The sequence below is a fragment of the Caballeronia calidae genome (assembly GCF_900044055.2).
Taxonomy (GTDB): Bacteria; Pseudomonadota; Gammaproteobacteria; order Burkholderiales; family Burkholderiaceae; genus Caballeronia; species Caballeronia calidae.
The window spans coordinates 66,189-91,422 of record NZ_FCOX02000036.1; the positions used below are offsets into that span (position 1 = coordinate 66,189).

The 25,234-nt window shown below is 65.3% G+C and carries 17 protein-coding genes and 1 riboswitch; of the genes, 11 read left to right on the plus strand and 6 right to left on the minus strand.

What is annotated here, in order from left to right; translation table 11 throughout:
* Window positions 1–20: 20 nt before the first annotated feature.
* Window positions 21–971 carry an aldo/keto reductase gene (locus AWB78_RS27460; RefSeq protein WP_062609156.1) on the minus strand — a complete coding sequence of 317 codons (951 nt, stop codon included), beginning with the start codon at window positions 969–971 and terminating at the stop codon, window positions 21–23.
* A 286-nt stretch (window positions 972–1,257) separates the two neighbouring features.
* The gene (locus AWB78_RS46765; RefSeq protein ID WP_198399360.1) at window positions 1,258–1,461 is read right to left on the minus strand and encodes a hypothetical protein; all 204 of its coding nucleotides are present in this window, start codon (window positions 1,459–1,461) and stop codon (window positions 1,258–1,260) included.
* Here AWB78_RS46765 and AWB78_RS48515 point away from each other — a divergent pair.
* The 6 genes from AWB78_RS48515 to fliT all read left to right on the plus strand — a co-directional run bounded on the left by AWB78_RS48515 (window position 1,445) and on the right by fliT (window position 15,970).
* Entirely contained in the window at window positions 1,445–8,662 is a 7,218-nt protein-coding gene (locus AWB78_RS48515) for a hypothetical protein (protein ID WP_157697633.1), read from the plus strand. The genes AWB78_RS46765 and AWB78_RS48515 overlap by 17 nt on opposite strands.
* A gap of 233 nt (window positions 8,663–8,895) precedes the next feature.
* On the plus strand, window positions 8,896–10,788 hold the full coding sequence (locus tag AWB78_RS27470; RefSeq protein WP_062609161.1) for an O-linked N-acetylglucosamine transferase, SPINDLY family protein: 1,893 nt from the start codon (window positions 8,896–8,898) through the stop codon (window positions 10,786–10,788).
* Window positions 10,789–10,874: 86 nt separating this feature from the next.
* Window positions 10,875–12,425 (plus strand): glycosyltransferase family 9 protein, encoded by a 1,551-nt coding sequence (locus AWB78_RS27475; protein WP_062609163.1) that lies wholly within the window; start codon window positions 10,875–10,877, stop codon window positions 12,423–12,425.
* Window positions 12,426–12,759: 334 nt separating this feature from the next.
* On the plus strand, window positions 12,760–13,923 hold the full coding sequence (locus AWB78_RS27480; protein WP_062609165.1) for a flagellin: 1,164 nt from the start codon (window positions 12,760–12,762) through the stop codon (window positions 13,921–13,923).
* A 179-nt stretch (window positions 13,924–14,102) separates the two neighbouring features.
* Entirely contained in the window at window positions 14,103–15,647 is a 1,545-nt protein-coding gene (fliD, locus tag AWB78_RS27485) for a flagellar filament capping protein FliD (protein WP_062609167.1), read from the plus strand.
* 23 nt (window positions 15,648–15,670) lie between these two features.
* Window positions 15,671–15,970, plus strand: a complete 300-nt coding sequence (gene fliT / locus AWB78_RS27490) for a flagellar protein FliT (RefSeq protein ID WP_062609170.1) — start codon at window positions 15,671–15,673, stop codon at window positions 15,968–15,970.
* Between the two features lie 137 nt (window positions 15,971–16,107).
* Here the strand turns inward: fliT and AWB78_RS27495 are convergent, their stop codons facing one another.
* On the minus strand, window positions 16,108–17,118 hold the full coding sequence (locus tag AWB78_RS27495; RefSeq protein ID WP_062609172.1) for a sodium:calcium antiporter: 1,011 nt from the start codon (window positions 17,116–17,118) through the stop codon (window positions 16,108–16,110).
* 87 nt (window positions 17,119–17,205) lie between these two features.
* Window positions 17,206–17,382, minus strand: a riboswitch (yybP-ykoY riboswitch).
* A gap of 162 nt (window positions 17,383–17,544) precedes the next feature.
* Here AWB78_RS27495 and AWB78_RS27500 point away from each other — a divergent pair.
* Complete coding sequence (locus AWB78_RS27500) at window positions 17,545–19,140, plus strand: ABC transporter substrate-binding protein (protein ID WP_062609207.1); 1,596 nt, start codon at window positions 17,545–17,547, stop codon at window positions 19,138–19,140.
* A gap of 6 nt (window positions 19,141–19,146) precedes the next feature.
* On the opposite strand, the gene AWB78_RS27505 is transcribed toward AWB78_RS27500, so the two are convergent.
* Window positions 19,147–20,220 carry an MBL fold metallo-hydrolase gene (locus AWB78_RS27505; RefSeq protein ID WP_062609174.1) on the minus strand — a complete coding sequence of 358 codons (1,074 nt, stop codon included), beginning with the start codon at window positions 20,218–20,220 and terminating at the stop codon, window positions 19,147–19,149.
* A gap of 106 nt (window positions 20,221–20,326) precedes the next feature.
* Between AWB78_RS27505 and AWB78_RS27510 the strand changes: the two genes are divergently transcribed.
* From AWB78_RS27510 to AWB78_RS27525, 4 genes are read left to right on the plus strand one after another with little or no spacing between them, the layout of a single operon-like run.
* Complete coding sequence (locus AWB78_RS27510) at window positions 20,327–20,749, plus strand: MerR family transcriptional regulator (RefSeq protein ID WP_062609176.1); 423 nt, start codon at window positions 20,327–20,329, stop codon at window positions 20,747–20,749.
* Window positions 20,750–20,781: 32 nt separating this feature from the next.
* Window positions 20,782–22,584, plus strand: coding sequence for a bifunctional isocitrate dehydrogenase kinase/phosphatase (gene aceK, locus AWB78_RS27515; RefSeq protein WP_062609178.1), 1,803 nt, complete (start codon window positions 20,782–20,784; stop codon window positions 22,582–22,584).
* Window positions 22,585–22,614: 30 nt separating this feature from the next.
* Window positions 22,615–23,406: a carbonate dehydratase gene (can, locus tag AWB78_RS27520; protein WP_062609180.1), complete on the plus strand. Its 792-nt coding sequence runs from the start codon at window positions 22,615–22,617 to the stop codon at window positions 23,404–23,406.
* Complete coding sequence (locus AWB78_RS27525) at window positions 23,399–24,592, plus strand: acetyl-CoA C-acetyltransferase (RefSeq protein ID WP_062609181.1); 1,194 nt, start codon at window positions 23,399–23,401, stop codon at window positions 24,590–24,592. The genes can and AWB78_RS27525 overlap by 8 nt, the downstream gene beginning before the upstream one ends.
* Window positions 24,593–24,638: 46 nt before the next feature.
* On the opposite strand, the gene AWB78_RS27530 is transcribed toward AWB78_RS27525, so the two are convergent.
* Both AWB78_RS27530 and AWB78_RS49815 read right to left on the minus strand, forming a co-directional pair.
* The gene (locus AWB78_RS27530) at window positions 24,639–25,025 is read right to left on the minus strand and encodes a PIN domain-containing protein (RefSeq protein ID WP_062609182.1); all 387 of its coding nucleotides are present in this window, start codon (window positions 25,023–25,025) and stop codon (window positions 24,639–24,641) included.
* 6 nt (window positions 25,026–25,031) lie between these two features.
* On the minus strand, window positions 25,032–25,220 hold the full coding sequence (locus tag AWB78_RS49815; protein ID WP_074173546.1) for a transposase: 189 nt from the start codon (window positions 25,218–25,220) through the stop codon (window positions 25,032–25,034).
* Window positions 25,221–25,234 lie beyond the last annotated feature (14 nt).

A 25,234-nucleotide genomic window follows, 5' to 3' on the forward strand; every position in this document is an offset into this window, starting at 1 on the left:
CAACAGATTTATTTCTGCCTTCACTGATCCCAGTCGCTGGCTTCGTCGAGCAGTTCGATGTCTTCGGCGGCAAGCTTAAGACGCGTCGCGGCGGCGAGGCTTTCGAGTTGCTTCACCGATGTCGCGCTCGCGATCGGCGCCGTCACGCTCGGCCGAGCGATCATCCACGCGAGCGCGACCGTCGCGGGCGTGGTTTCGTTGCGCTTGGCCACTTCGTCGAGTGCGTCGAGAATCCTGAAGCCGCGCGGAGTCAGATACTTTTCGACGCGCGAGCCGCGCGCCTTGTGCTGCGTGTCCGCCTTCGACCGGTACTTGCCCGACAGAAACCCGCTCGCGAGCCCGTAGTACGGCACGACCGCGATTTTGTGCTGTTCGGCCACCGGCTCGAGACCGGTCTCGTAGCCTTCGCGGTCGTAGAGGTTGTATTCGGGCTGAAGGATTTGATACGCGGGCAAGCCCGAATCCTTCGCGACCTTCAATGCTTCTTCGAGCCGCTCGCCCGTGTAGTTCGACGCGCCGATCACTCTCACCTTCCCCGCCTTGATGAGCTTCTGATACGCGTCGAGCGTTTCGTCGAGCGGCGTGTTGTCATCGTCGTAATGGGAGAAGTAGACGTCGATGTAATCGGTCTTGAGCCGCCGCAGCGAATCGTCCACGGCCGCCGCGATGTTCGCCGCGTTCAGGCCCGCGCGCGTGCTCAGCTTGCCGACCTTCGTCGCGAGCACCACCTGGTGGCGCTTGCCGCTCTCCCTGAACCACTTGCCGATGATCGTCTCCGATTCGCCGCCCCGATGGCCGTCGACCCAGGCGGAATAGACGTCGGCGGTGTCGATGAAATCGAGGCCGTGGTCGACGAACGCGTCGAGGATCGAGAACGACGTGCGTTCGTCGGCGGTCCAGCCGAACACGTTGCCGCCGAAGACGAGCGGCGCGACTTTCAGGTCCGATGTGCCGATATTGCGTGTCTGCATGTGTGCTCCGGTCCAGAGATTGAGAGAGGACGCCGGCCCAGGGAACAGGCGCGGACGCCGCGCGGCGCCGGGCGGGCTCGCGTCGAGGGGCGCGGCGCGCGCCGAACGCCTAAAGAAACCTTTCGGCGCGGCGATATCCAGTTAGTTCAGTTACCCAAAGGTCCACCGTCACGGCAGTGCTCGGCCGCGGCGGGCGCGCGCCGGTTAAAGCTTGTCGACAGAGAGCCGATAACCCGCAAGAGCGCGCGTGTCGGGTCGGGGGAAGCATTCGGTCGGGAATGGACTATTAACGACGCGCCCGCGAAACAAAACAATCCGTGAAGGGATAATTAATGACTTCGATCATATCCGCGTTTTCGCCGACGCAAATTTCCGCGCTGACCAGTGCACAAATACAGGCGTTGGCAACGTCGGACATCGCAGCGCTGTCCAGCAGCCAGGCCGCGGCACTGACGACGGTGCAAATCGCGGCGATGTCCACGGCGGACATCGTCAACCTCAGCACGGCGGCTGTCGCCGTGCTGTCCGCCGACCAGATCGGCTCGCTGTCGGCGGCCGATATCGCCGCGCTCAAGACCGGGCAGCTCGCCGCGCTCTCGACGTCCCAGATCCATGATCTGAGTACGACCCAGATTGCCGCGCTGACGTATCTGCAAGTATCGACGCTGTCGGCGTCGCAGGTTCAGAACGGCCTGTCCACCGCGCAGATCGCCGCCCTGTCCACGGGACAGGTCGCCGCGTTGTCGACACTCGACATCGCGTCGTTCAGCGCCGATCAGCTCGGCGCATTGTCGACGGCGCAGATCGGCGCGCTCAGGACCGCGCAGGTCGCCGCGCTGGGCACCTCGCAGGTGCAAAGCCTCTCGACCACGCAGGTCGGCGCGCTCACGAGCGCGCAGGTCGGCACGTTGTCGAGCGCGCAAGTCGGCGCGCTGACGACCGATCAGGTCAGCGCGCTCTCCACGGCGCAAGTCGCATCGCTGTCCAATTCGGGCGTGGCGGCACTGAGCTCGGACCAGCTCGGCGCGCTGTCGGACAGCGACATCGCCGCGCTGAAGACCTCGCAGGTCGCCGCGCTCACGACCGCGCAGGTCGGCGCGCTCTCGACCGCGCAGGTCGGCTCGCTCAGCACGTCGCAAGTCGCGTCGCTGACCAACGCGCAAGTTTCGACGCTGAACTCGGATCAGCTCGCGTCGCTTTCCACCGGCGATATCGCCGCGCTCAAGACGTCGCAGGTCACCGCGCTGACGACCGCCCAGGTCGGCGCGCTGTCCACGGCGCAAGTCGGCGCGTTGTCGAACGCGCAAGTCGGCGCCCTCACGACCGCTCAGGTCGGCGCGCTGTCGACGGCGCAAGTCGGCGCGCTCTCCACCGCGCAGGTTGCCTCCCTTTCCAATGCCGATGTCGCCGCGCTCAGCGCGGACCAGCTCGGCGCACTCTCGACGGGCGACATCGCCGCGCTGAAGACCGCGCAGGTTGCCGCGCTCACGACCTCGCAAGTGGGCGCGCTCTCGACGACGCAGGTCGCGGCGCTGACGACCGCCCAGATCACGTCGCTCAGCACGTCGCAAGTCAGCACGCTCAGCACGGATCAGATCGGTTCGCTGTCGAACGCGGATATCGCCGCAATGAAGACGGCGCAAGTCGCGGCACTGACGACCTCGCAGGTCGGCGCATTGTCGTCGGCGCAAGTCGGCTCGCTGACGAACGCGCAAATCGCCTCGTTCACGACCACGCAAGTCGGCGCGCTGTCCACCGCACAGGTGAGCGCCCTCTCGACGGGTCAGGTCATGGCGCTCACGAGCGCGGATATCAGCGTGCTCAGCTCGGATCAGCTCGGCTCGCTCTCGACGGCGGATATCGCCGCACTGAAGACCTCGCAGGTCGCCTCGCTCACGACCGCGCAAGTCGGCACACTGTCGACGGCGCAGGTCGCATCGCTCACGAACGCCCAGGTGGCGGCGCTGTCGACGACGCAGGTCGGCGCGCTCTCGACGGCGCAGGTCGGCGCAATGTCGACGGTGCAGGTCGCGTCGCTGTCGAACGCGGATGTGGCCGCGCTCAGCTCGGATCAGCTCGGCGCGCTCTCGAACGGCGACATCGCCGCGCTCAAGACCGCGCAAGTCGCCGCGCTCACGACCGCGCAGGTCGGCGCGTTGTCGACGGGGCAGGTCGCGTCGCTCACGACCGCGCAGGTCGGCGCGCTGACGACGGCGCAAGTGGCGAATCTGTCGGCTGACCAGATCGGCTCGCTCTCCACGGCGCAGGTCGCATCGCTGTCCAACGCCGATGTCGCGACGCTCAACTCGACGCAGCTCGGCGCGCTGTCCACCGGCGATATCGCCGCAATGAAGACGGCCCAGGTCGCCGCGCTCACGACCGCGCAAGTCGGCGCGCTCTCGACCGCGCAGGTGAGCGCCCTCACGACCGCCCAGGTCGCCGCGCTCTCCACCGCGCAGGTCGGCGCGCTGACCACGGATCAGATCGGCGCGCTGTCGGGCGCGCAGGTCGCGTCGCTGTCGAACGCGGATGTCGCCGCGCTCAGCTCGAACCAGCTCGGCGCGCTCACCACGGGCGATATCGCCGCGCTGAAGACCGCGCAAGTCGCCGCGCTCACGACGGCGCAAGTCGGCGCGCTCTCGACGACGCAAGTCGGCGCGCTTTCGACGACGCAAATCGCATCGCTGTCCAACGCGCAGGTCACGTCGCTCAACACCGACCAGCTCGGCGCGCTCTCGACAGGCGACATCGCCGCGATGAAGACGAGCCAGGTCGCCGCGCTCACGAGCACGCAGGTCGGCGCGCTGTCCACCACGCAGGTGAGCGCCCTCACGACCGGGCAGGTCGCCGCGCTCACGACCGCGCAGGTCGGCGCCCTGACAACCGACCAGATCGGCGCGCTGTCGACGTCGCAAGTCGCGTCGCTGTCCAATGCCGATGTGGCGTCGCTCAGCAGCACCCAGATCGGCGCGCTCTCGAACGGCGACATCGCCGCGCTCAAGACCGCGCAAGTCGCGGCGCTCACGACCGCCCAGGTCGGCGCACTGTCCACCGCGCAGGTCGCCGCCTTCACGAGCGCGCAAGTCGGCGCGCTCACGACTTCGCAGATCGCTTCGCTCAGCACGGATCAGGTCGGCGCGCTCTCCACCGGCGACATCGCCGCGATGAAGACGAGCCAGATCGGCGCGCTGACGACCTCGCAGGTCGGCGCGCTCTCGACGACGCAGATCGGCGCGCTGTCCAACGCGCAAGTCGGCTCGCTCAGCAGCGCGCAAGTCGGCGCGCTGTCCACGGAGCAGGTCGGCGCGCTCTCCACGGCGCAGGTCGCGTCGCTGTCTAACGCCGATGTCGCCGCGCTCTCCACGGATCAGCTCGGCGCGCTGACGACCGCCGATATCGCCGCGCTCAAGACGAGCCAGATCGGCGCACTGACGACCTCGCAGGTCAGCCAGCTTTCCACGACGCAAGTCGGCGCGCTGACGAACGCACAGGTCGGCTCGCTCAGCTCGACGCAGGTCGGCGCGCTGTCGTCCGCGCAGATCGGCGCGATGACGACCGGCCAGATCGCGTCGCTGTCCAACGCCGATGTCGCGGCACTGAGCAGCGACCAGTTGAGCGCGCTGTCCGCCGGCGACATCGCCGCGCTCAAGACGGCGCAAGTCGCCGCGCTGACGACCGCGCAGGTCGGTGCGCTCTCGACCGCGCAAGTCGGCGCGCTCACGACCACGCAGATCGCCTCGCTGTCCAGCGCGCAGGTCGCGACGCTCAGCACGGATCAGCTCGGCTCGCTCTCGAATGCCGACATCGCCGCGCTGAAGACGTCGCAAGTGGCCGCGCTCACGACCGCGCAGGTCGGCGCGCTGTCCACCGCGCAGGTGGGCGCCCTGACCAACGCGCAGATCGGCGCGTTGACGAGCACGCAGGTCGGCGCGTTGTCGACCGATCAGATCGGCGCGCTGTCGACCGGTCAGGTCATGTCGATGACCAACGCGGACGTCTCCGCGCTCACGACGACGCAACTCGGCGCGCTGTCGACGGGCGACATCGCCGCGCTGAAGACGGCGCAAGTGGCCGCGCTCACGACTGCGCAGGTCGGCGCGCTCTCCACCACGCAAGTGAGCGCGCTCACGACCGCGCAGGTCGCCGCGCTCTCCACCACGCAGGTCGGCGCACTCACGACGACGCAGGTCGCCGCGCTGTCCACCTCGCAGGTGAGCGCGCTCAGCAACGCCGATGTCGCCGCGATGAGCGCGGATCAGCTCGGCGCGTTGTCGGGCAGCGATATCGCCACGATGAAGACCGCGCAAGTCGCCGCGCTCACGACGACGCAAGTGGGCGGCCTGTCCACGGCGCAGGTCGCGTCGCTCACGACGGCGCAGATCGGCGCGCTCACGACCGCGCAGGTCGGCGCGCTGACGACCGATCAGATTGCCGCGCTCTCGACGTCGCAGGTCGCGTCGCTGTCGAACGCCGATGTCGCCGCGCTCGGCACCAGCCAGATCGGCGCACTGTCGGCGGATGACATCACCGCGATGAAGACGGCGCAGGTCGCCGCGCTCACGACCACGCAGGTGTCGTCGCTGTCGACCGCGCAGGTCGCCGCGCTGACGACCGCGCAGGTCGCCTCGCTGTCCAACGCGCAAGTGTCGGCGCTGAACTCGGACCAGCTCGGCTCGCTGACGGGCGCCGATATCGCCGCGCTGAAGACGGCGCAAGTCGGTGCGCTCACGACCTCGCAGGTCGGCGCGCTCTCCACGGCGCAGGTCGCCGCGCTCACGACGGCTCAGGTCGGCGCGCTCTCGACCACGCAAGTGGGAGCGCTCTCCACCGCACAGGTGGGCGCGCTCTCCACGGCGCAGGTCGCGTCGCTGTCCAACGCCGATGTCGCCGCGCTCAACACCGATCAGCTCGGCGCGCTTTCGAACACCAGCATCGCGGCGCTGAAGACCGCGCAGGTCTCGGCGCTGACGACCTCGCAAGTGGGCGCGCTGTCCACCTCGCAAGTGGGCGCGCTCACGACCGCGCAGGTCGGCGCGCTGACCACCGCGCAAGTGGGCGCGCTGACGACCGGCCAGATCGGCGCGTTGTCGAGCGGGCAGGTCGCGTCGCTGTCCAATGCGGATGTCGCGGCGCTGAACAGCGACCAGCTCGGCGCGCTGTCGACCGACGACATCACCGCGCTGAAGACCGCGCAGGTCGCCGCGCTGACGACGAGCCAAGTGGGCGCGCTGTCCACGAGTCAGGTCGCTTCGCTGACGACGGCTCAGGTCGCGTCGCTCACGACGTCGCAGGTGGCGTCGCTGAACACGGATCAGCTCGGCGTGCTGTCGAACGCGGATATCTCGTCGCTGAAGACCGCGCAGGTCGCCGCCCTGACGACCGCGCAAGTGGGCGCGCTGTCCACGTCGCAGATCGGCGCGCTGTCCACGGCGCAGGTCGCCGCGCTGACGACCGCGCAAGTGGGCGCGCTGTCCACCACGCAGATGGGCGCGCTGTCAACCGGCCAGATCATGAGCCTGACCAACGCGGACGTGACGGCGCTGAGCGCCGATCAGATCGGCGCGCTGTCGAATAACGACATCGCCGCGTTGAAGACGTCGCAGGTCGCCGCGCTCACGACCGCGCAGGTCGGCGCATTGTCCACGGCGCAGGTGACCGCGCTGACGACCGCGCAGATCGGCGCGCTGACGACCACGCAAGTGGGCGCCCTGACGACCGACCAGCTCGGCGCGCTGTCCACCACGCAAGTGGCCTCGCTCTCGAACGCGGATGTCGCGGCGTTGAGCGGCAGCCAGCTCGGCGCGCTGTCCGCGAACGACATCGCGTCGCTGAAGACCGCGCAGGTCGCCGCGCTGACGACCTCGCAGGTCGGCTCGCTGTCGACGGCGCAAGTCGGCGCGCTGACGACCGCGCAAGTGGCGTCGCTCACGAACGCGCAGGTGGCGTCGCTGACCACGGATCAGATCGGTTCGCTGTCGACGGCGGACATCGCCGCGATGAAGACCGCCCAGGTCGGTGCGCTCACGACCTCGCAGGTGGGCGCGCTTTCCACGACTCAGGTGGGCGCGCTGACGAATGCGCAGATCGGCTCGCTCAGCACGTCGCAAGTCGGCTCGCTGTCGACGGAGCAGGTGGGCGCGCTGTCGGCGTCGCAGGTTTCGTCGCTGTCCAACGCCGACGTGGCCGCGCTGAACACGGATCAGCTCGGCGCGCTCTCGACCGCCGATATCGCCGCGCTGAAGACCGCGCAGGTCGCATCGCTGACGTCGGCGCAGGTGGGCGCGCTGTCCACCGCGCAGGTGGGCGCGCTGAGCAACGCGCAGATCGGCTCGCTGACGACCTCGCAGGTGTCGGCCCTGACGACGACGCAAGTAGCCGCGCTCTCGACGACGCAAGTCGCGTCGCTGACGAACGCGGACGTCGCGGCGCTCAACAGCGACCAGCTCGGCGCGCTGTCGAACGACGACATCACGGCGCTGAAGACCGCGCAGGTCGCCGCGCTGACGACCGCGCAAGTGGGCGCGCTGTCGACCGGCCAGGTCGGCGCGCTGACCACGGCGCAGGTGGCGTCGCTCACGAACGCGCAGGTGGCGTCGTTGAGCTCCGATCAGCTCGGCTCGCTGACGACCGGCGACATCGCCGCGATGAAGACGTCGCAGGTCGCCGCGCTGACGACGACGCAAGTGGGCGCGCTGTCCACCACGCAGGTGGGCGCGCTGACCACGGCGCAGATCGGGTCGCTGACGGTGCCGCAACTGGGCGCGTTGTCGGCCGATCAGATCGGCGCGCTGTCGACGACGCAGGTCGCCGCGCTGACCAACACCGACGTCGCGGCGCTGAGCTCGGATCAGCTCGGCGCGCTCTCCACGGCGGATGTCGCGGCGCTGAAGACCGGCCAGGTCGCGGCGCTGACGACGAGTCAGGTGTCCGCGCTGTCGACCAGCCAGATCGCAGCGCTGGCGTACTCGCAGGTGGCGTCGTTCACGACGTCGCAGGCGAGCGCGCTGACGTCCACGCAGATCGGCGCGTTCTCGACCGGTCAGATCGCGTCGCTGTCCAACGCCGATCTGGCCGCGCTGAACGGCGATCAGCTCGGCGCGTTCTCGGCGGAAGATATCGCCGCGCTGAAGACCGGCCAGGTCGCATCGCTGACGACGGCGCAGGTGGGCGGGCTCACCAGCACGCAAGTGGCCGCGCTGACGACGACGCAGGTGGCGTCGCTCACGACCACGCAGGTGGCTTCGCTCAGCACGGATCAGCTCGGCTCGTTCTCGACGGGCGACATCGCCGCGCTGAAGACCGGCCAGGTCGCATCGCTGACGAATGCGCAGATCGGTTCGCTGTCGGCATCGCAAATGGCGGCCTTCGCGTACTCGCAGGTGGCGGCGTTCACGGCGTCCCAGGTGCAGAGCGGGCTGACGACGTCGCAGATCGCGGGCATGTCGACCGGCCAGATCGCCTCGCTGACGACGGGCGATGTCGCCGCGATGACGCTGGATCAGATCGGCGCATTGTCCACCGACGACATGACGGCGCTGAAGACGGCGCAGGTCGCCGCGCTGACGACGACACAGGTGTCGGCGCTGACGACGACGCAGATCGCCGCGCTGACGACGACGCAGGTTCACTCGATGACCAACGCGCAGATCGGAGCGCTGTCGAACGATCAGATCTCGTATCTGAACCTCTAAGGGCGTCCTCGCGCGAACCCGGAAGCCATCGCAGGAACGGCTTCCGGGCGCGCCGGGCGACTCGCTTTATACTCTTCGCGGGCGTACGTTCATCGTACGCCCGCTTTTTTTTGGGCCGCGCGGGCACGAACCGCTAAAGTCGCGCGCCTCTCGCGCCGTCATTCCAGACTGCTCGCGCGGCACGGGGCCGCACGAGATTGCCGGAAAAAACCGGTTCGACACCGGATGGGTCAATGGCCAGCGAAACGAATCTGACAGACGTACTGCTCAAGCAGATCAACAACGGACAAGCCGGCGCTGCGCTCAAGCGGATCGGCGATCTCCTGCGCAACGATCCGAATCATCCCGGACTGCTGACGCTGCAGGCCGAAGGCTTGCGCATGTCGGGCCGCCATGCCGAGGCCATCGAGTCGTACCGGCGGGCGGGCGCCGTCGGCGGCGGTGCGCGCAACTGGCTCGTCGCGGGGCTGCTGCTGGGCGGCGAGCGCCGCACGGACGAAGCGCTCAAATGCCTCATGTTCGGCATCGCCGAAGATCCCGGCAACGAAGAAGTGCTCAACGCGCTCGTTACGACGCTCTTCAATGCGAACCGTTATCGCGAGGGCGTGCTTTTCGCGCGGCGTCTCCTGTCGCTCACCCGCAACGAGCAGTTCCTGACCAACGCGGCCCTGCTTCTGCAAAGCAACGAGATGCACGAGGAAGCCGCCGAAGTCTTCAAGAAGATCATCGGGCCGGGCGAGGCGAACGCCGCCGTGCTCGGCGCGGCGCTCGTCCCGTCGCGTTTCACGTGCGAATGGGAGTGGATCGAGTCGTTGCAGGCGCGCATTCTCGATCACTACGCAAAGGGTCAATACGGCGCGACGCAGGAATATCCGCTCACGCATCTGACCTGGTGCGCCAACGAGCTCTACAACCTCGAGGTGACGCGCGCCTACGCGAACCGCATGCTGCCGAACGTGCAGCCGTTCGCACCCCGCACGGACAGCGTGCGCGGGCGGGCGCGCATCCGCGTGGGCTATCTGTCCGCCGACTTTTGCAATCACGCGACGATACATCTCATGGCGGGCCTGTTCGAGTCGCACGACCGCGACCGCTTCGAGGTGTTCGCCTACGATCACAGCCCGCGCGACAACTCCGAATACCAGCAGCGCTTTCTGCGTGCCGTCGAGCATCACGTCGATATCACCGCCCTGTCCGATGCCGACGCGGCCGCGCGCATCGCCGCCGACGACATCGACATCCTGTTCGATCTCAAGGGCCACACGGGCTGGGGCCGGCTCGGCATCATGGCGTACCGGCCCGCCCGGCTGCAGGCCGCCTATCTAGGCTATCCGGGCAGCACGGCCGTGCCGTTCATCGATTACCTCGTCGCCGACCGTTTCGTCACGCCCGAAAGCAGTTTCCCGTTCTACACCGAGAAGCTGTGCCGCCTGCCGCATTCGTACCAGTGCAACGACCGCAAGCGCCCGGTCGCCGGAGACCCCGGCACCCGCGAGGCGCAAGGCCTGCCGCCCGACGCAGTCGTGTTCTGCGCGTTCAACCAGTCGTACAAGATCGATCGCGGCAGCTTCACCGTATGGATGCGCGTGCTCGCCGAAGTGCCCGGCAGCGTGCTGTGGCTGCTCGGCCAGAGTCCCGCCGCCGAGCGCAATCTGCGCGCGTATGCCGAACGCCTGGGCGTGCGCGCCGACCGGCTGATCTTCTCAGCGTTCGCGCCGCCCGAGCGGCACATCGCCCGCATGCGTCTTGCCGATGTCGCGCTCGACGCGCTCGTCTGCAACGGCCACACGACCACGTCCGACATGCTGTGGGCCGGCATTCCGGTCGTGACCGCGCGCGGCGCGCACTTCGCGTCGCGCGTCAGCGAAAGCCTGCTGAACGCGATGGACGCGCCCGAACTCGTCGCGCGCAATACCGACGAGATGGTCGAGATCGCCGCCCGCCTCGGCCGCGATGCACGACTGCGAGCCAATCTACGCGCCAAACTGGCGGCAAATATGACCACTGCTCCTCTCTTTGACACCGGGCGTTTTACGCGAAACTTCGAACATGCCATCACCATGATGGTCGAGAAAAACCGCGCCGGCGAGCCGCCGTCCCATCTGGACGTGCCGGATGCGCAATAGAACCGATCTGCAGAGACACGCCCGCGCGTCCCCGCCGGCGTTCCTCCTTCGCGAACGAATCACGGAATCCCTGCCGGGGATGACTTATGAAATTGAATCTGGGTTGCGGCGGCGACTACCGCCAGGGCTGGCTCAACGTCGACAAATGGCCCGACGTGCGTCCCGACCTCGTCATGGACCTGGAAAGCTTCCCCTGGACACTCGAGGACAATAGCGCCGACGAAGTGCTGCTCAAGCACGTGCTGACCAACATCGGCCAGTCGAGCGCGACCTTCGAGCGCTTCATCCAGGAGCTCTACCGCGTCTGCAGGCCGGACGCGCTGATCCGCATCGAGGTGACGCATCCGCGGCACAAGGACTTTCTGTCCGATCCTTCGCAGGTGCGCGGCATCATCCCTGAAATGTTCGCGTGCTTCGATCTGCGCACGGTCGAACTGTGGCAGGCGAACGGCCTGCCGGGCACGCCGCTCGCCAAGCGCCTGCGCGTCGATTTCGAGCGCGTGGACCTGAAGTATCAGCTGAGCCCGACGTGGGAGCGGGAGCGCGCGGAAGGACGCATCGACACCGCAGGCATCGCGCATGCGATCGACACTTACAACAACGTCGTCGAGTCCATCGATATCGTGCTGCGCGCCCGCAAGCCGTTCAGGCCCGGCCATGCGCTGCGCACCGTCGACGCGGTCTGCATCGACCGGCGCGGCGGCATGGGCGACGTGCTCATGGCGCTCGCGGCGGCCAAGGCGCTCAAGGCGCTCTCGGAGCGGTCCGTCGTCGTGCTGACGGCGCCCGAGTTTCGCCGGCTTGCGCAAGCGTGCCCGCATGTCGATCACGTCGTGCACGACACATCGGCGCTGCACGATCTCTACGCCAACGTGCGCTATCACGAAGTCGGGCCCGCGGCCTACGGCCTGTCGCGCTTTCATCAGGTCGACGCCTATCTCAACGCGTTCGGCGTGTCGGCCGATGCGGACATCAAGAATCTCGAACTGAACACTGGCGAGCAGGCCGACGAAAAGATCGCACGTCTGATCGATTCGTGGCCCGCGCTCGCGCCCGGCCGCCGCCGCGTGCTGCTGCATGCCGCGCAGGGCAATCCGAACCGCACGTGGCCGATGGCGCGCTGGGATGCGCTCGCATCGGCGCTCGTCGAGGCGGGGCATCAGGTGGTCATCATCGGCACGACCGGCGTGGCGGACAAGCCCGCCGCGATTCCGCAAGTCGACGGCGTGCTGAGCGCGGTCGATGCGCTGGACGCGCTCGAGACGGTCGCGCTGATGCGCCGCTCCGATGCGCTCGTGTCCGCGGACAACGGCCCGATCCATCTGGCGGGCGCGAGCGACATCGCGATCGTCGGCCTGTTTTCGGTAGTGACGGCGGCGTGCCGCATTCCGTACCGGCACGGTCAGGCGATGTGGCGCGCCGAGGAAGTCCGCCCTTCTTGCAAGTTCTACCCCTGCTATCACCAGATGCACGACGACGCGGTGTTCGCGCCTTTCATGACGCGCATTCAGCAAGGCGTGCTTATGGTGAACGAACTCTTTTCGAACTGGTGTTCCGATGGCGGTTCATTCTCCTGCATGAAAGAGCAGATCACCGTGCCGATGGTGATGGACGCGCTCTCGCGGTTAATCGGATAAAGGGTTAATCGGCGCAGTCGGCCGATTAACGGGTTTGGGGTTAACGCGTGTGAATCGGCTGGACGTTTGCAGACGTCGAAAGTAATCCGCTTTGCACGATGTTTTTTGTCAGCACGGCGTGAGCGCGCCGTAAAGCGCAAACCCTTTGCGGCCGCGCTCGCGCCCGCCCCGCGGCCCTCGCCGGCGAATCATCCGAAACTCGCAAAATCGATGGCCTAAAGTTTTTCGGCGGGGGGCCGCTAACCACAAGTAGGCGGCCGGCTATAACGCGTGATTGCAGACCGCCACGCAAATTAGACGGTGCTCCACCAATAGATCTCTTAGGAGAAGAATCATGATCGGTATCAACAGCAACATCAACTCGCTGGTCGCTCAGCAGAATCTTAACGGCACGCAAAGCGCGCTGTCGTCGGCAATCACCCGCCTCTCGTCGGGCAAGCGCATCAACAGCGCGGCAGACGACGCGGCCGGTCTCGCGATCGCTTCGCGCATGACCTCGCAGATCAATGGCCTGAACCAGGGCGTGTCGAACGCGAACGACGGCGTGTCGATGGTGCAAACCGCATCGGCTGGCCTGAACCAGATCGCCGACAACCTGCAACGTATCCGCCAGCTCGCCGTGCAGGCTTCGAGCGGCTCGCTCTCGGCATCGGACCAGTCCGCGCTGCAGTCGGAAGTGTCGCAGCGTATCGCCGAAGTGAACCGTATCTCTTCGCAAACCACGTACAACGGCAAGAACGTTCTCGACGGCTCGCAAGGCACCGTGACCTTTCAGGTCGGCGCGAACGTCGGCCAGTCGATCTCGATCAACCTGAGCCAGAACATGTCGGCTGCGACGCTCAACTCGGGCACGAACGGCGCGAACCCGCAAGCCGGCACGACGCTCGGCACGCTCACGAATCTGTCGCTGGACGACACCGGCGGCGACGATACGGCGAACACGACGACCGCGCACGCGATCACCCAGATCAACGTGGTTGCGGACGGCAAGGGCGGCTATTCCTACACCGACCAGAACAACCAGACGCTGACGACCGTGGCCGACGGCGGCAACTTCGACCCGTCCAAGGTCTTCGCGACCGCGAGCGGCAAGATCACCGGCACGGTCGGCAACGGCACGAACGCCGGCATCCCGGCAGCCGACGATTCGCAAGGCACGACCATCGCCAACAACAGCACGGTCCAGTCCGTGTCGTCGATCGACCTCACGAAGACCGACGGCGCCTCGATGGCGATCGAAGCGATCGACAACGCGCTGCAGACGGTGAACAGCGCCCAGGCAACGCTCGGCGCAGTGCAGAACCGCTTCAGCTCGGTGGCTTCGACGCAGCAAGAGCAGTCGACCAACCTGTCGCAGGCGCAATCGCAGATCACCGACGCGAACTTCGCGCAGGAAACCGCGAATCTGTCGAAGGCTCAAGTGCTGCAACAAGCTGGCATCTCGGTGCTGGCGCAAGCGAACTCGATGCCGCAGCAGGTTCTGAAGCTCCTCGGCTAATCTTCATAGCCGATGTCGTAGCCGGCGCGATCCGTACACCGCGCGCCGGACGAAGCAGGACCATGCAGTAGAAGCAACGCAGTCAGCGCACCGGGAGCTCGTCTCCCTGTGCGCATTTCCGGGACGGAAATGTCCCGCCCCATTTCAAGCGATCGAGACGCACCAGGACTGGAGCACACATGACCACCGTAGCCACGACAACGGGTTCCACTGTCGATCCGACCAGCGCCGTCCAGCAGGCCGCGCAGTCGATCATCAGCGGGTCCACGAACTCGACGATGGACGTGAACTCGCTCGTCAGCGCGCTCGTCAACGCGAAGGTCGCGGGGCAGACCGACACGCTGAACAGCAAGAAGACGGCCGACAACACGCAGCTCACGGCGATCGGCACGCTCAAGTCCGTCATGTCGCTCTTGCAGAGTTCGCTCACGAATCTCGCCAACGGCACCACGCTCTCCAGCTTCACCGCGACCGCGGACGGCAACGGCCTCACGGCCACCGCCGGGAGCGGCGCCGTCGCGGGCAGCTACGCGGTCAGCGTCACCAACATCGCCACGTCGCAGTCGATCACCTCGGGCGCCTTCAAGACGTCGGATGCGCTCGGCGCGGGCACCCTGAAGCTCAGCATCAACGGCAAGTCGAGCACGATCAAGATCGACAGCTCCAACAACACGCTCGCGGGCATCGCATCGGCGATCAATTCGGCGTCGGACAATCCGGGCGTCACGGCGACCGTGATCACCGGCTCGGACGGCGCGCACCTCGTGCTGCGCTCGTCGTCGACGGGTCAGGCAAGCGCGATCAACATCGTCGCGACGCCGACCACCCCGGCGGACGACACGGGCCTTGGCAAGCTCAACGTCACCAGCATCAACTCGACCACGACCACGGACGCGGACGGCAACCCGGTCACGACCTCCGCGCCGACCTCGCTCGACGCCGCGACCAAGGCCAACTGGACGCAGAACGCCCCGGGTCAGGACGCCAACCTGACGATTGCGGGCACGGCGGTCACGAGCGCGAGCAATACGATCACCAACGCGATTTCGGGCGTGACGATGACGCTCGGCTCGGCTTCGGTGGCCTCGTCGCCGCAGACGCTCACGATCGGCCAGGACGTCGACGGCCAGAAGACCGCCATCGAAGCGTTCGTCACCGCGTACAACAACTTCATCAGCACGGCGTCGTCGCTGACGTCGTACGACTCGACGCAGGCAGCCGGATCGCAAGGCGGCGCGCTGCTCGGCGACTCGATGATGAACACGATCAAGAACACCCTGTCGAGCGCGATCAGCAAGGCGATCGGCACGGGCTCGAGCGCGGTGAACCTCGCGTCGATCGGCATCGCGCTGCAACCGGACGGCACGCTCAAGACCGACGAGACCGCCCTCACCAACGCGCTGACCAGCAGCACCGGCACGGTCGCGTCGCTGTTCAATTCGACGAACGGCGTCGCCGCGCAACTGAACAACAGCCTGACGTCGTTCCTGCAGACGGGCGGCATCATCGACACGCGCACGACGGCGCTGAACGCCGATCTGTCGAACATCGCGGATCAGCAGACGCAGCTCACCGCTTACACGCAGCAGCTGACGACCGCCTACAACAACCAGTTCACGGCGCTGAACACGCTGATGTCGCAAATGTCGACGCAGGGCAGCTATCTGACGGCGCTCTTCGGCGGCACGAACAGCGCGGGCGCGCTGGCGACGAACAAGAGCTGATGCAGCAAGGATATCGACGAGACATGAACCAGCCAGAACTGATTCAGAACGCCTGGGCGTTGACCGAGGCGATCGAAGAGGCCGTGAGCCAGGAAGACTGGGCTCGCGCCACCGGGCTCGCGCAAGCCCGCGCACCGCTCGTGATGGCGTTGCAGGCCGAACAACCCGCGGACGCGCTCGCGGTCATCCGCAAGATCCAGGCGAGCATCGATGCGGTCGCCGCACGTGCTCAATCGGCCCAGGCAGCGCTTTCGGCAACGTACCGCCGGTCGATGGACGGCGCGAAAGCCGCGAGCCAGTATCATCGGGCCGCGCGGTTCTAAAGTTTTTTGCCGTCGCGCCGATAACAATCTCAAGAACAATAAGAACAACGCGCCGGTCTGGCGGCGCGCTGCTTCGCTCTCGATGCCCGCTTCGGCGGGCATTTTTATTTCGCGGCGCCGCCTCGACGTCCGCCGCCTCAACGTCCCAGCGTCAGCACCAGATAAGTCACATACAACGCCCCATTCCCGAGCAACGCCCACAGCACGATGCCGTTCGCCTTCGCATTGAAGCGCAGCCACGCCGCCGCCGCGAGCGTGATCAGCACGCCGGTCAGCACCTCGATGCGCGGCTCCCAGGGCGTCAGCATGATGCCGATCGCCGGCAGCAACGTCCCTTGAAACACCATCGCCCCGGTGATGTTGCCGAACGCGAGCGTGTCCTTCCCTCGACGCGCCCAAAGAATGCTGTTCACCTTCTCGGGCAGTTCGGTAGCAATCGGAATGATGATGAGCGAGAGCAGCAACGCCGAAATCCCGAGCGCTTGCGACACGCCCTCGACGCCATGAATGAAGCCCTTCGCGCCGCCGACCAGCAACACGATGCCGACGAGAAACTGCAACATGATCGAGCCGAGCGAAGTCCGCAAACCGACACGCGAAGCAAACAACGGCTCGGGCGCCTCCGTTCCGTGCCCGCTCTCGACGAGCTGCGCCGAAGCCCTGAACGTCGAAATCACATAAACGACATACAGTCCGACGAGCCCCACCGCGAACACGGCCCGCACCGGCCACGCATGATGCGGCACGAACATCGCCGCGCACGCGATCAGGAACGCGAACAGAAAGAAGTTGAGATCGCGCACGAACCCGCTGTGCTCCGGCATGATCCGGCCGCGCAAGCCGCGCGACTTGAGAATCGCGACCGTCATCAGGCAGGTCGACAGCGTCGCGAGCATCAGCGGCGCGCCGAGAATCGCGCCGACGCCGATCTCCTCATTGACCGCACGGCTAGGCGTGCCGCCGAGCAGCGCGATGATCGGCACGGTCGTTTCCGGCAATGCGGTGCCGACCGCCGCGAACAGCGAACCGGTCACGCCCTCCGAAATGCCGAGCCGCTCGCCGAGATGTTCGAGCGCATTCGTGAATAGCTCCGACGCGATCAGAATGATCGCGAGCATCAGCCCGAGTTCGACAAAGAGCATCGTCATGCTGCACCTCGCATCGAAGAATGCGGCGGGCGCGCAGGCGTGCGCGAAAGACGGGGATATTGTGATTGTGGGGACACGATGATTCCAGGGCCGGACGTCAAGCGAACCACGATGCGCCACGCGCCGTCCGACCAAGAACGACATAGCGCATCGATGGTCTCGCCAAACCGTTCCGGTCGAACGCGCCACGGCAGCAGAGCCGAGGATGTTGACGCGTTCTCCTTCGCATGCGAAGGAAGGCTACTCCCCAAAGACGGCGCAAGTTTAGCCTGATGCACACGGTTTCAGCAACCCGCGAATAAGCGTATGCCGATCGGATCGTTGTACGCAATGGAGGCATTCGCTAATCTAGCCGCGCCGGGCGCGCCGCTTGCTTCGTGTGCCCAAGCTCATCCACGAACAATAATGAAGATCACGGGAGATCTCATGCGCCTGAAATTCTTCGCCGCGGCTGCGGCGGCTGCCATGCTCGCCGCGCCGACGCTCGCGATGTCGAAGCCGCTCACCGTCTGCACCGAATCGAGCCCGGACGGCTTCGATGTCGTGCAATTCAATTCGCTCGTGACGACGAACGCGTCCGCGGACGTCATCTTCAACACGCTCGTCTCTTACGACGAAGCCGCGAAGAAGGTCGCGCCCTCGCTCGCGGAAAAGTGGGACGTGAGCGGCGATGGCCTGACCTACACGTTCCATCTGCGTCCGAACGTTCAGTTCCAGACGACCGATTACTTCAAGCCGACGCGCCCGCTCAATGCGGATGACGTCGTCTTCACGTTCTCGCGCATGCTCGACGACACGAATCCGTGGCACAAGATCGCGGGCGCGAGCGGCTTTCCGCACGCGCAGTCGATGGGCCTCGTGAAGCTCATCAAGGCCGTATCGAAAGTCGATGACCATACCGTGAAATTCGAGCTCAACGAGCCGAACGCGACCTTCGTGCCGATTCTCACGATGGGCTTCGCGTCGATCTATTCATCGGAATACGCAGACAAGCTGCTGAAGGCGAACCAGCAAACCGATCTGAACAGCAAGCCGGTCGGCACCGGTCCGTTCGTGCTGAAGAGCTACACGAAGGATTCGGTGATCCGCTACGACGTCAATCCGTCGTACTGGGGCGCGAAGCCGAAAATCGATCGCCTGATTTATGCGATCACGCCGGATGCGTCCGTGCGCGCGCAGAAGATCAAGGCGGGCGAATGCCAGATCGCGCTGTCGCCGAAGCCGCAGGACGTGCTCGACGCGAAGAAGGACAAGTCGCTGAAAGTGAGCGAAGCACCCGCGTTCATGACCGCGTTCGTCGCGCTCAACACGCAGAAGAAGCCGCTCGACAATCCGAAGGTGCGTCAGGCGATCAACATGGCGTTCGATCGCACGACCTACATGAAGACCGTGTTCGACAATACGGGCACGCCCGCCGTGAATCCGTATCCGCCGAATACGTGGAGCTATGACAAGAGCATCGCGGCGTACAAGTACTCATCGGCGGATGCGAAGAAGCTGCTCGCCGATGCGGGCTTCCCGAACGGCTTCGACACGACGATCTGGGTGCGCCCGAACGGCAGCGTGCTGAATCCGAATCCGAAGGCCGGCGCCGAGTTGCTGCAGGCCGACCTCGCGAAGATCGGCGTGAAGGCGCAGGTGAAAGTGATCGAATGGGGCGAGCTGATCAAGGAAGCCAAGCAAGGACAGCACGACATGCTGTTCATGGGCTGGGCCGGCGATAACGGCGACCCGGACAACTACATGTCGCCGCTCTTCAGTTGCAATGCGGTGAAGTCGGGCATCAACTTCGCGCGCTACTGCGACAGCCAGCTCGACAAGCTCATCGCCGACGGCAAATCGACGGCCGATGTCGCGAAGCGCACGAAGGCGTATGTCGACGCGCAGAAGATCATCCACGATCAGGCGCTGTGGATTCCGCTCGTGTATCCGACGGCCGCCGCGCTGACGCGCGCGAACGTCAGCGGTTACAACGTGAGCCCGTTCGGGCGCGTGAACTTCGGCGCTGTTTCCGTGCAGTGAGTCAACTCAGGCCGGCGTGAAGCGGATCACGCCGTCGTCGCCGGTCTGACGCTTCAACGTGCCATCGAGCCAAAGCAGATTCAGGTGCGCGAGCGCTTCGCCGAGCGCGAACGTCATCTGGTGAATGTCGAGCTTGCGCTTGAACATGATCGGCACGATATCGGCGGCGCTGCACGGCTTTTGCGCGCACGCGTCGCGCACTTCCGCGAGCCGCGCGCGATGATGCTCCCGTAATTGCCCGATACGCGTCTGCACGCCGCGAAACGGCTTGCCGTGCGAAGGGAACGCGAGCGTATCGGCGGGCATCGACTCGTAGCGGCCGAGCGATTCCAGATACAACGCGAGCGGATTGCCTTCCGGCTCGACCGCGAACACCGATACGTTCGTCGAAATGCGCGGCAACACCATGTCGCCGGAGATGAGCAGCTTGTCGGCGGCACAGAACAGCGCGCTATGTTCCGGCGAATGGCCGTAGCCCGACACCACTTCCCAATCGCGTCCGCCGATACGGATGACATCGCCATTGCGAATACGGCGATATTCAGCGGGAATCGAAGGCACGAGCGTCGGGTAATAGCTGTCGCGCTTGCGCAGCGCGTCGAGCGAGGATTCGTCCGTCAGGCCGTGCGCCGCGAAATGCGCCGCCGCCCGCTCGCCGCCCGCGTTGGAGCCGTCGCCGGCGGCCATCACGCGGCCCATCGCGTATTCGCCGAGCGAAATCCACAGGCGCACGTTCCAGCGATGCTTGTCGCCGCCCTTGCAGAGCCAGTCGGCCAGGCCCAGATGATCCGGGTGGCAATGCGTGACGATCACGCGCAGCACTGGCAGGCCGTCGAGCAGGGTGTCGAACACGCGCTCCCAGTTCGCGCGGATCGTGTCGCTCGAAATGCCGCAATCGACGATGCTCCAGCCCTTTACGCCGTCGATTTCGTCGCGCAGCAGCCAGAGATTGATGTGATCGAGCGCGAACGGCAGCGGCATGCGCAGCCAGAAAACGCCCGGCGCCACTTCCATGACGCCGCCCGATTCCGGCAATGCATCCGCGAAAACATAGTCGAGCTGGTGTTCGAGTGCGTTCATTCGGTCCCTGCCTCCGGGTTTGCGCCGCGTTGCAATTTGGCGAAGTTGACGATAACGTAAACGTCCATTCTAACGTTGAACGCGCAATCTGCGCTGCCGGCCCGCGATGACTCAACCGACGCATTACACGATCACCGAACTGGCGCGCGAGTTCGACATCACGCCGCGCGCCATCCGCTTCTACGAAGACCAGGGCCTGCTCGCGCCGAAGCGCGAAGGTGCGAACGGCCTGAGGCGCGTGTATTCGCCGCGCGACCGCACGCGGCTGAAACTCACGCTGCGCGGCAAGCGGCTCGGCTTCACGCTGTCGGAAATTCGCACGCTGCTCGATCTCTATGATTCGCCCACCGGCACGGCCACGCAGTTGCAGGCTTTCGTGGATACGATCGCCGCGCACCGCGAAGTGCTCGAGCGTCAACGGGAAGACCTGAACACGACGCTGGCCGAACTTGCCGCGTATGAGGAGCAAGGCCGAGCGCTAATCGCAGCAGGAACGGAAAGGCGCGCGCGCAAACCCAAAGCGGCATGACGTGACTTCCACACACGAAGCGCAGGGCCGACATGAATCATTTCCCCAAGCTGCTCTCGTCGCAAATCGGCTTCGATGTCGCCAAGACGATACTCGAAGGCTTCGAGCATCATTACCGTGTGTTCCGCGAAGCCGCGGTCAGGGCGAAGGATCTGTTCGAGCACGGCGAATGGCTCGCGCTGCAGCAGCTCGCGCGCGACCGCATCGCGTCGTATGACGAACGTGTCGCGGAATGCGTGGCGCAGCTCGAAGACGAATACGACGCCGAGAACATCGACGACGACGTGTGGCAGCAGATCAAGCTGCATTACATCGGCTTGCTGACGACGCACCGGCAGCCGGAATGCGCGGAAACGTTCTTCAACTCGGTGTGCTGCAAGATCCTGCATCGCTCGTACTTCAACAACGATTTCATCTTCGTGCGGCCGGCCATCTCGACCGAGTACATCGAGAACGACGAACCCGCCGCGAAACCCACGTATCGCGCGTATTACCCCGAGAGAGACGGTCTCGCCGCGACGCTCGAGCGCATCGTCACGAACTTTCAGCTGGAACCGCCGTTCGAGGACCTGCCGCGCGACGTGCAATGCGTGATGCAGTCGCTGCGCGATGCCTTCGGCGATCTCAGGCCCGCGCCGAACTTCCAGATTCACGTGCTTTCGTCGCTGTTTTTCCGGAACAAGGCGGCGTATATCGTCGGGCGCATCATCAACGGCGACGCACTGCTGCCCTTCGCCATCGCGGTGCGGCACACGTCGCCGCGCCTGCTCGCGCTCGATACCGTGCTGCTGTCGCGCGAGCAGGTGCTCATCATCTTCAGCTTCTCGCACTCGTATTTTCTCGTCGACATGGAAGTGCCGTCCGCGTACGTGCAGTTCCTGCGCACCATCATGCCGCGCAAGCCGAAGGCCGAAATTTATACGTCGGTGGGCTTGCAAAAGCAGGGCAAGAACGATTTTTATCGCGACTTGCTGCACCATCTGTCGCACTCGAGCGACAAGTTCATCGTCGCGCCGGGGATCAAGGGGCTCGTGATGATCGTCTTCACGCTGCCTTCGTTTCCGTACGTGTTCAAGCTCATCAAGGACGCGTTCCCGCCGCCGAAGGAAACCACGCGACAGAAGATCCAGGACAAGTACCTGCTCGTGAAGCGTCATGATCGTCTGGGACGCATGGCCGATACGCTCGAATATTCGAGCGTCGCGCTGCCCGTCGGGCGCCTCGACGACGCGCTCATCCGCGAGCTGAAAAAGGAAGCGCCTTCGATGATCGAGTACGAAGGCGACAATCTCGTCATCAAGCACGTGTATATCGAGCGCCGCATGGTGCCGCTCAATCTCTTTCTGCAGAACGCGAGCGCCGACGAAATCGATCACGGCATCAAAGAGTATGGCGATGCGATCAAACAATTGATCCAGGCCAACATCTTCCCCGGCGACATGCTGTACAAGAACTTCGGCGTGACGCGGCACGGTCGCGTCGTGTTTTACGACTACGATGAAATCGAGTATCTGACCGATTGCAACGTGCGCCGCGTGCCGCCGCCGCGCTTCGAAGAGGACGAGTTGTCGGGCGAACCGTGGTATACCGTCGGGCCGCACGATATCTTTCCTGAAACGTACGGCACATTTCTGCTCGGCGATCCACGCGTGCGCGACGCGTTCATGCGCCATCACGCGGATTTTTTCGATCCCGCGCTCTGGCAGCATCACAAGGAACAACTGCTGCGCGGCGAACTCGCCGATTTCTTTCCCTATGACCGGGACGTCCGATTCTGCATCCGCTATCCGGAGCGGTTCGCGAAGCCCGGCCGACCGGATGCGCGTGCCGCCTGACGCGCGCGCGTCCTGCTTTGACCATCGATCATGAACCACACCGACGACAACAACGAAACCCCGAATCCGCTCGCCCATCTCTTCGCGAACAACCAGAACTGGGTCGAGCGCAAGCTGGCCGAAGACGCCGAGTTCTTCCAGCGTCTCGCGCATCAGCAGGCGCCCGAATATCTGTGGATCGGCTGCTCGGATTCGCGCGTGCCGGCGAACCAGATCATCGGCTTGCCGCCGGGCGAGGTGTTCGTGCACAGAAACATCGCGAACGTGGTCGTGCACTCGGATCTCAACTGTCTGTCCGTGATCCAGTTCGCCGTCGATCTGCTGAAGGTGAAGCACATCATGGTCGTCGGCCATTACGGCTGCTCGGGCGTGGGCGCGGCGCTCGTCGGGCGGCGTGTCGGCCTCGCCGATAACTGGCTGCGCCATGTCGAGGACGTGCGCGAAAAGCACGCCGCGCTCCTCGAAGACTGGCCGATCGGCGACGCGCGGCATCGCCGGCTCGTGGAGCTGAACACGATCGAACAGACCATCAACGTGTGCCGCACGACCATCGTCAACGATGCATGGGCGCGCGGACAGGAACTCACCGTGCACGGCTGGACCTACGGCGTGCACGATGGCCGCTTGCGCAACATGGGCATGATGATCGGCGCATCGGACGAGATCGATCCGGTGTATCAGTCGTGCATCGCCGCGATGAGCCGCAGCGGCGCGCATTCCGCCGAAAACGATGTCCTCGCCTCCGATGCGGCGCTTGCCGCTCGCATGGGCGATGTTCCCGAAGTCATCAAAGGCGTCATCAAGGAGCTGAAACATGAGTGAGACACAGAACGATCCGGTCGTCATCGTCGCGGCGGCGCGCACGCCGATGGCGGCGTTCCAGGGCGATTTCGCCGCGTTGACCGCACCGCAACTCGGCGCGGCGGCGATTCGCGCGGCGGTCGAGCGCGCGGGCCTGGCTCCCGAGCAGGTCGGCGAAGCCATCATGGGCTGCGTGCTGCCCGCGGGACAAGGCCAGGCGCCCGCGCGTCAGGCTGCGCTCGGCGCCGGCTTGCCGCTTTCCACCGGCTGCACGACGATCAACAAGATGTGCGGCTCCGGCATGCGCGCCGCGATGTTCGCGCACGACATGCTGCTCGCGGGCTCTGCGGATGTGATCGTCGCGGGCGGCATGGAAAGCATGACGAATGCGCCGTATCTGCTGCCGAAGGCGCGCGGCGGCATGCGCATGGGGCATGGTCAGGTGCTCGATCACATGTTCCTCGACGGGCTCGAGGACGCGTATGAGAAAGGCCGCCTGATGGGCACGTTCGCGGAGCAATGCGCTTCGTCGTATGCGTTCTCGCGCGAGTCGCAGGATGCGTTCGCGGTCGAATCGCTGCAGCGTGCGAAACGCGCGAACGATGACGGCTCGTTCAAGTGGGAGATCGCGCCGGTAACGGTGCAGGGCAGGAAAGGCGATACCGTCGTCGAGCGCGACGAACAGCCGTTCAAGGCCAACATCGAGAAGATTCCGTCACTCAAGCCTGCCTTTGCGAAAGACGGGACGGTGACAGCGGCGAATTCGTCATCGATTTCGGATGGCGCCGCAGCGCTCGTGATGATGCGCGAATCGACAGCGAAGCGGCTCGGCGTGAAGCCGGTTGCGCGCGTCGTCGGGCACAGCACGTTCGCGCAGCAGCCCGCGCTTTTCACGACGGCGCCCGTCGGCGCGATCAGCAAGCTCTTCGAGAAGAACGGCTGGCGCGCGGGCGATGTCGATCTGTACGAGATCAACGAAGCGTTCGCCGTGGTGACGATGGCCGCGATGCGCGAGCATGATCTGCCGCACGACAAGGTCAATGTGAATGGCGGTGCGTGTGCGCTCGGGCATCCGATCGGGGCGTCGGGGGCGCGGATTCTGGTGACGTTGATCGGGGCGTCGAAGGCGCGCGGGTTGAAGCGTGGCGTCGCGAGCCTGTGTATTGGCGGAGGGGAGGCTACGGCGATGGGGGTGGAACTGGTTTAATTGGGTTGAGCCGGTCCGTGCGTTGTGCGCCGGGCCGGCGTTGCTGTCAGTCGAAGGGGTTGATCAACTTGACGCCCACCTTCTCGAAATCCCTGACGTTGCGTGTAACGATTGTCAGTCCATGCGAAATCGCCGTCGCGGCGATGAGCTTGTCCAAAGCCGGTTCAGGATGCTGAGCACAGATCGTCCCCCACAGCTCACTTATTTCCTTGCTGACGGGCAGGATATTTTCCTCGTATTCGCGCAAAACACCTTTCAACCACGATTCGATTGTGGCGGCCTGCACCGCGTCGCCTCTGCGACGAAGCCGCTCGACGCCGCGGCGAAGCTCCCCGACGGTAATCGCGGAGAGATGAATCTCATGCTTATGGAGCGAGGCCTGACGGAAGAAGGCGCGAACACCCCGATTCGCGCGCTGCAGCCTTCTAAACACAGCGTCTTAAATAATGCAGCATAATCTATGTAGAACCTTGTTTGGTCTAACCCAGTGTCGGAAACAGGCCTCGACGGCCTTGAGGACTTCGAGGAGCGTTGCGAAGTAGCGGTTATGTAATGCCAGACGCCTTGTCAGCTTCCAGACACGCTCGATCGGCGCCAGTTGCGGACTATATGGCGGCAGAAACAGCAAAGTCAGGTGCCGTC